Origin of the sequence: Archangium sp., assembly GCF_036389735.1 — a bacterium.
Taxonomy (GTDB): Bacteria; Myxococcota; Myxococcia; order Myxococcales; family Myxococcaceae; genus Archangium.
The window spans coordinates 1-4,758 of sequence record NZ_DASVWK010000531.1 but is presented as its reverse complement, the minus strand read 5'-3'; the positions used below and the strand labels follow the sequence as shown (position 1 = coordinate 4,758).

The 4,758-nt window shown below is 69.9% G+C and carries 5 protein-coding genes; 1 reads left to right on the top strand and 4 read right to left on the bottom strand.

Going from position 1 to position 4,758, the window contains the following annotated elements; genetic code table 11:
• The first annotated feature begins 113 nt into the window (after window positions 1-113).
• Entirely contained in the window at window positions 114-1,319 is a 1,206-nt protein-coding gene (locus VF794_RS18595; RefSeq protein WP_331112245.1) for a threonine synthase, read from the top strand.
• A 6-nt stretch (window positions 1,320-1,325) separates the two neighbouring features.
• Here the strand turns inward: VF794_RS18595 and VF794_RS18590 are convergent, their stop codons facing one another.
• From VF794_RS18590 to VF794_RS18575, 4 genes are all read right to left on the bottom strand, one after another.
• Window positions 1,326-1,700, bottom strand: a complete 375-nt coding sequence (locus VF794_RS18590; protein ID WP_331112243.1) for a DUSAM domain-containing protein — start codon at window positions 1,698-1,700, stop codon at window positions 1,326-1,328.
• A 478-nt stretch (window positions 1,701-2,178) separates the two neighbouring features.
• Window positions 2,179-2,814, bottom strand: a complete 636-nt coding sequence (locus tag VF794_RS18585) for a M15 family metallopeptidase (RefSeq protein ID WP_331112241.1) — start codon at window positions 2,812-2,814, stop codon at window positions 2,179-2,181.
• A 14-nt stretch (window positions 2,815-2,828) separates the two neighbouring features.
• A complete protein-coding gene (locus VF794_RS18580; RefSeq protein ID WP_331112239.1) occupies window positions 2,829-3,446 on the bottom strand; it encodes a hypothetical protein in 618 nt (205 codons plus the stop codon).
• A 14-nt stretch (window positions 3,447-3,460) separates the two neighbouring features.
• Window positions 3,461-4,758 (bottom strand): tetratricopeptide repeat protein (locus VF794_RS18575; RefSeq protein WP_414640923.1); only part of this gene is annotated, 1,298 nt, incomplete at its 5' end.

Below are 4,758 nucleotides of genomic sequence, written 5' to 3'. Positions count from 1 at the left end.
CCCGGGGCCACCTTCGCCTCCGAGTTCGAGCTCAGCGTCGAGCCCATGGCGCGCTTCGTCCGGTGAAGGCGCGGCGGGGCTTCGTGCTACACACCCCGCACGGAGCCTGAACCATGTCCTTCCTCTCCCATCTCGAATGCTCCCGCTGCCGCAAGACGCATGACGCGGACCGGGTCCAGAACCTGTGCGACTGCGGTGGCCCGCTGCTCGTGCGCTATGACTTGAAGGCCGCCGCCCGGGCCGTGCGCCCCGCCGACCTCGCCGGCCGCGTCTCCTCGCTGTGGCGCTACCGCGAGCTGCTGCCCGTGCGCGAGGACAAGAACATCGTCTCCCTCGGCGAGGGCATGACGCCGCTCTTCCCCCTCCCGCGCCTGGGGACCGAGCTCGGCCTGCCCGACTTGTGGCTGAAGGACGAGGGGCTCAACCCCACCGCCTCCTTCAAGGCGCGCGGCGCCGCCACGGGCGTCAGCCGGGCGAAGGAGCTGGGCATCACCGCGCTCGCCATGCCCACCAACGGCAACGCCGGGGGCGCCTGGGCCAGCTACGGCGCTCGCGCCGGCATGTCCGTCACCCTGGTGATGCCCACCGATGCGCCCGCCATGAGCGTGCTGGAGGCCACGGCCGTGGGTGCCCGCGCGTACATGGTGCGGGGGCAGATTACGGATGCCGGAGCCATCGTCGGCCGCTCGGCCAAGGCGCACGGCTGGTTCGAGGCCGCCACGCTCAAGGAGCCCTACCGCATCGAGGGCAAGAAGACGATGGGGTACGAGATCGCCGAGCAGCTCGGCTGGAGCCTGCCGGACGTCATCCTCTACCCCACGGGTGGCGGCGTGGGCATCATCGGCATCTACAAGGCGTTGCTGGAGATGCGCGAGCTGGGCTGGCTGCCGGAGAACGTGCGCTTCCCCAAGCTCGTCGCCGTCCAGGCCGAGGGCTGCCAGCCCATCGTGAAGGCCTTCCGCGAGGGCAAGGACGTCTCGGAGAAGTGGGAGAACGCGTCCACGGTGGCACAGGGCATCCGCGTGCCCAAGGCGCTCGGGGACTTCCTCGTGCTCCAGGCGGTGCGCGAGACGGGCGGCACCTGCGTCGCCGTGCCCGATGCCGACACGCTGTGGGGCCTGGAGCGCATCAGCCGCCTGGAGGGGGCCTTCATCTGCCCCGAGGGTGCCGCGCTCGTGGGGGCCGCGCGCATGTTGCTCCGGGACGGGTGGTTGGATGCCGGTCAGCGCGTGCTGCTGCTCAACACCGGCGCCGGCATCAAGTACCCGGATGTGATGAGCCCCAAGCTGCCCGTGCTCGAGCTCAACGCGACGCTCTGACCCTCCTCACAAACCGAGCTCGTCCCATTCGTTCCTGGCGATCTCTCGGTAGAGCGGAACGACCTCCTGGGCGAGAAGCTCCTCCAGCAACCTTCGCGCGCCCAGGAGGTTTCCGCTGGCGTGGAGTCGGTTGGCATCCACGATGGCACGGCTCAGCCGTCGAGAACCCTCTCGGATCCTCCGACTCACCTCGATGGCGAGATCCATGGCACTCGCCGAGAACCGCAAGGCTTGCTCGGCTTCGCCATCGGAAACCGCCACTTCCCTGGCAACACGCCGCAAGAGGTCGCGTACCTCGTCAGTGAGCGCAAGTGCCCCGTCTCGCTGGGCACTCTTCGCCAGTTCCTGCACCTGGTGCCAGTCACGGGATTCCAAGGACACGGGCCTACCTCTTTCCGCAAACGTCGAAGGGCCACTGCTTCTGACCTTGGCGATAGCGGAGACAGTCGTGGCAGTTCCCGCTCCACTTGCGCTGCTGGCAAAGGACGTACATGTCGATGCAGTGGTCCCTGTAGCCATCGTCCGGGTCCGCCTCTTTGCCCTTGGCTGGCTCCGAAGCAGCCTCCGCGGCCCTGACGGTATCCTCGACCTCCGGTTTTGGCGGAGCAGTAGCCCCACAGCGCTCGGGGTCGCCTGGATGCTGCTTGATGCAACAGCTCACCGTGGAGTCGTTGGGGCTGCACTCCACACCAGCTTGAGCAAGGTACATAAGCTGTTGGCTGTTCGCGTTCGTCGAGATGCATCCCGGCAAAAGCACCACCAACAGCAATCTCCAGTACCCACCAACGAAGCGAAGCCAAGCACTCATGAAGATGAGGCCCGTCGAGCAGTTCGCGAGGTCAGCTCCGGAGGGAGCGGGTTATTTGGGCTCGGTGCTCTCCGGCTTCGTGAAGGGCACGTCCAGCACCGGGAGCTTCGTGGCTCCCGGCAGGTCGTAGTGCCACCACTCCATCAGGTTCTTCTTGAAGCCCGCTCCCTCCATCGCCGCGCGCAAAATCTCCCGGTGCTTGCGCGAGGCCTCCGTGCCTCCCGCGTACCCGTGGTGCGCCGCCTTCTCGAAGGAGTCGAAGGGCGTCGGCATCTCCACCTCGCCACCGTCCAGCGTCACCAGCGTCAGATCCACCGCCGCCCCACGGTTGTGGTTGCCCCCCTTCTTCGGGTTCGCCACGTAGCCCGGGTGCGGGTAGATCTTCCACATCTCCCACTGCACCGCGATCGGCCGATAGCAGTCGTACACCTTCAGCCGATAGCCCTGCTTGCGCAGCGTGTCCGCCGCCTTCGCCAGGCGCTCGGCCGACTCGGGCCGCAGCATGCAGCGCGCCCCGTCCGGGTACACCTTGCGCTTCAGGAAGTTGTCCGGCGTGGCGTATTTCAGGTCCAACATCAGGTCCTTCACCACCTCGGTGGCATCCACCACCTTCGGTGCCGCGCCGCCCGCGGGCGCTCCGCCCACCGCCAGCCACATCCCCAGTGCCACGCTCGCTGGTCCCGCCATCTCAGGCTCCCTTCTCAATTGCCGCTATTGAAGCGCCGCTTGCCTTCCACGCCGTACACCGCCGTGCAGGACGTCACGCACTTGCAGGTGCCGCTCGTCCCCGGGAGGAACACCACCTTCAGCTCTCCGCACGCCCGATCGGCGTCGTAGCCGTTCGCCGTGGGGCCCGGCACCGAGCCATCCGGCAGGCCCCCATCCGGCAGGTTCGCGCACCTGCCCTCGATGCTCCGGCTCTGGCTGTCGCTGAGCACCACCACCGACATCGTCTCCTCGAGCTGCGCGCCCTTGCAGCCCTCGCCGCAGCTCGCGAGCTGGGCCCCGGCCCGGTGCACCGTGGTGTAGCGCTGCTGTGGGGCCTCGTAGGTGCCCTTGCGCGCGAAGCCCTCGATGGTGAACCACACCCCGCCGTCCACGCTGTCGCGCGAGAAGGTGCCCGAGAAGCCGAAGCCCCCGTCCACCAGCCGGGTGAAGTCCCCCCCGTCCGCCTTGCAGTCCGAGCGCGCCCAGTTCGCCTGGGCCTGGAAGTCGAACGTACCGACGACGAGGTCTCCCGGGTACGTCGTCTCGGACAGGCACGCGCCGAGGGCGGCGAGCACCGGGAGGAGCAACAGGGGCAGGTGGGTGCGGGACATAAGGAAGGACGAGGTTACACGACCTCCAGGGCCGCGAGGGCCACCGCGCGGAACGCCGTGCTGGTGCGCAGCACCGTGCCCACGTCCACCGTGGCCGGATCCGAGCCGCGCACCTCGGGCGACAGGTGCGCCAGCACGCGCGACGTCGCCAGCGACGCGGGCACCGCGCGGAAGGCCGCCACCGCCGCCGCGTCGAAGCCGGGCACCTCTCCCGGACGGGCCAGCGCCTCGCCGGACGCTCCCAGGCACATCGCCAGCGCGCAGAGGTAGCTCAGCTCCACCAGGCCAAAGCACGCCAGCGCGCCCGCCCCCACCACCAGCTCGTCCGGCGCGGTGAGGTAGGCCTCCACGCCACCGGCCGGGTTCACGAAGACGCGCAGGTCCTTCGCGTCCAGCGCCCTCAAGGAGGGCCGCAGGGCCGTGTGCAGGCGGGGCATCCCCTCCTCCGTCACGGGCACCGCGTCCGGAGGCAGCGGGTGGCGGAAGCCCTGGGGCCGCTCCACCGGGGAGAGCGTCGCCGCCGCCGCCGTCGCCGTGCTGGAGACGAGCGCCGCGCCGAAGCCGTCCATGCGCGCCACCTCCATCGGCACGTCCTCGCACGCCTTCAGGGCCTCGGCGTACAGCGTCCACCCGTCCGCATCCACCGGCTGCTGTCGCAGCAGCTCGGTCCAGAGGTGGAGCGTCAGCGCCGCGCCCTCGTACGTGGGCGCGAGCCGCTCCGCCACCAGCCGTTTCATCTCCAGCGACAGGGTGCCGGCCTGGAAGAGCCGCTCGGCCAGCCGCACCGCGAACACCACCAACTGCGCGTCCAGGTACTGGCGCAGGATGGCCTCGAGCCGCGCCGGGTCCTCCGTGAGGCGCTCGCGCAGTTGCAGCGCCTCGCCCGTGAGGCCCTGCGCCTCGGCGATCCGCACGCGGTGCTCCAGCCGCTCCGGCGTCTCCGGCAACAGCTTGAGCTGCTCGGCGGCCTCCGGCAGCCGGCCGAGGGCCTCGTAGGCCTCCGCGAGGCGCTCGCGCCACAGCCCCATCGCGGCCGGGCCGGCGAGAATCGCCGCGAGCTGCTCCGCCGCCATCACGAAGCGCGCATGGTCCCGCCTCTCCTCGTAGATGGGCAGCAGGAACTCCAGCGCGCGGATCGTCCCCGGAGCGTCCGCGAGGGCCTTCTCGAAGGCCTCCTGCGCACGCGCCTTGTCGCCCGCCCACATGAGCATGTCGCCATGCTCCACGTGGAGGCTGGCACGCGCCTTGGGGTCCGTCTCGAGCAGGATGAGCAGGCCCAGCGTCTCCGCCGCGCCCGCCGTGTCGCCGCCGT

What these genes read in the sequence shown, in the direction of transcription:
- VF794_RS18595 (WP_331112245.1), top strand. Translation starts at nt 114, where the DNA reads ATGTCCTTCCTCTCCCATCTCGAATGCTCCCGCTGCCGCAAGACGCAT.
- VF794_RS18585 (WP_331112241.1), bottom strand. Translation starts at nt 2,814, where the DNA reads ATGGCGGGACCAGCGAGCGTGGCACTGGGGATGTGGCTGGCGGTGGGC.
- VF794_RS18580 (WP_331112239.1), bottom strand. Translation starts at nt 3,446, where the DNA reads ATGTCCCGCACCCACCTGCCCCTGTTGCTCCTCCCGGTGCTCGCCGCC.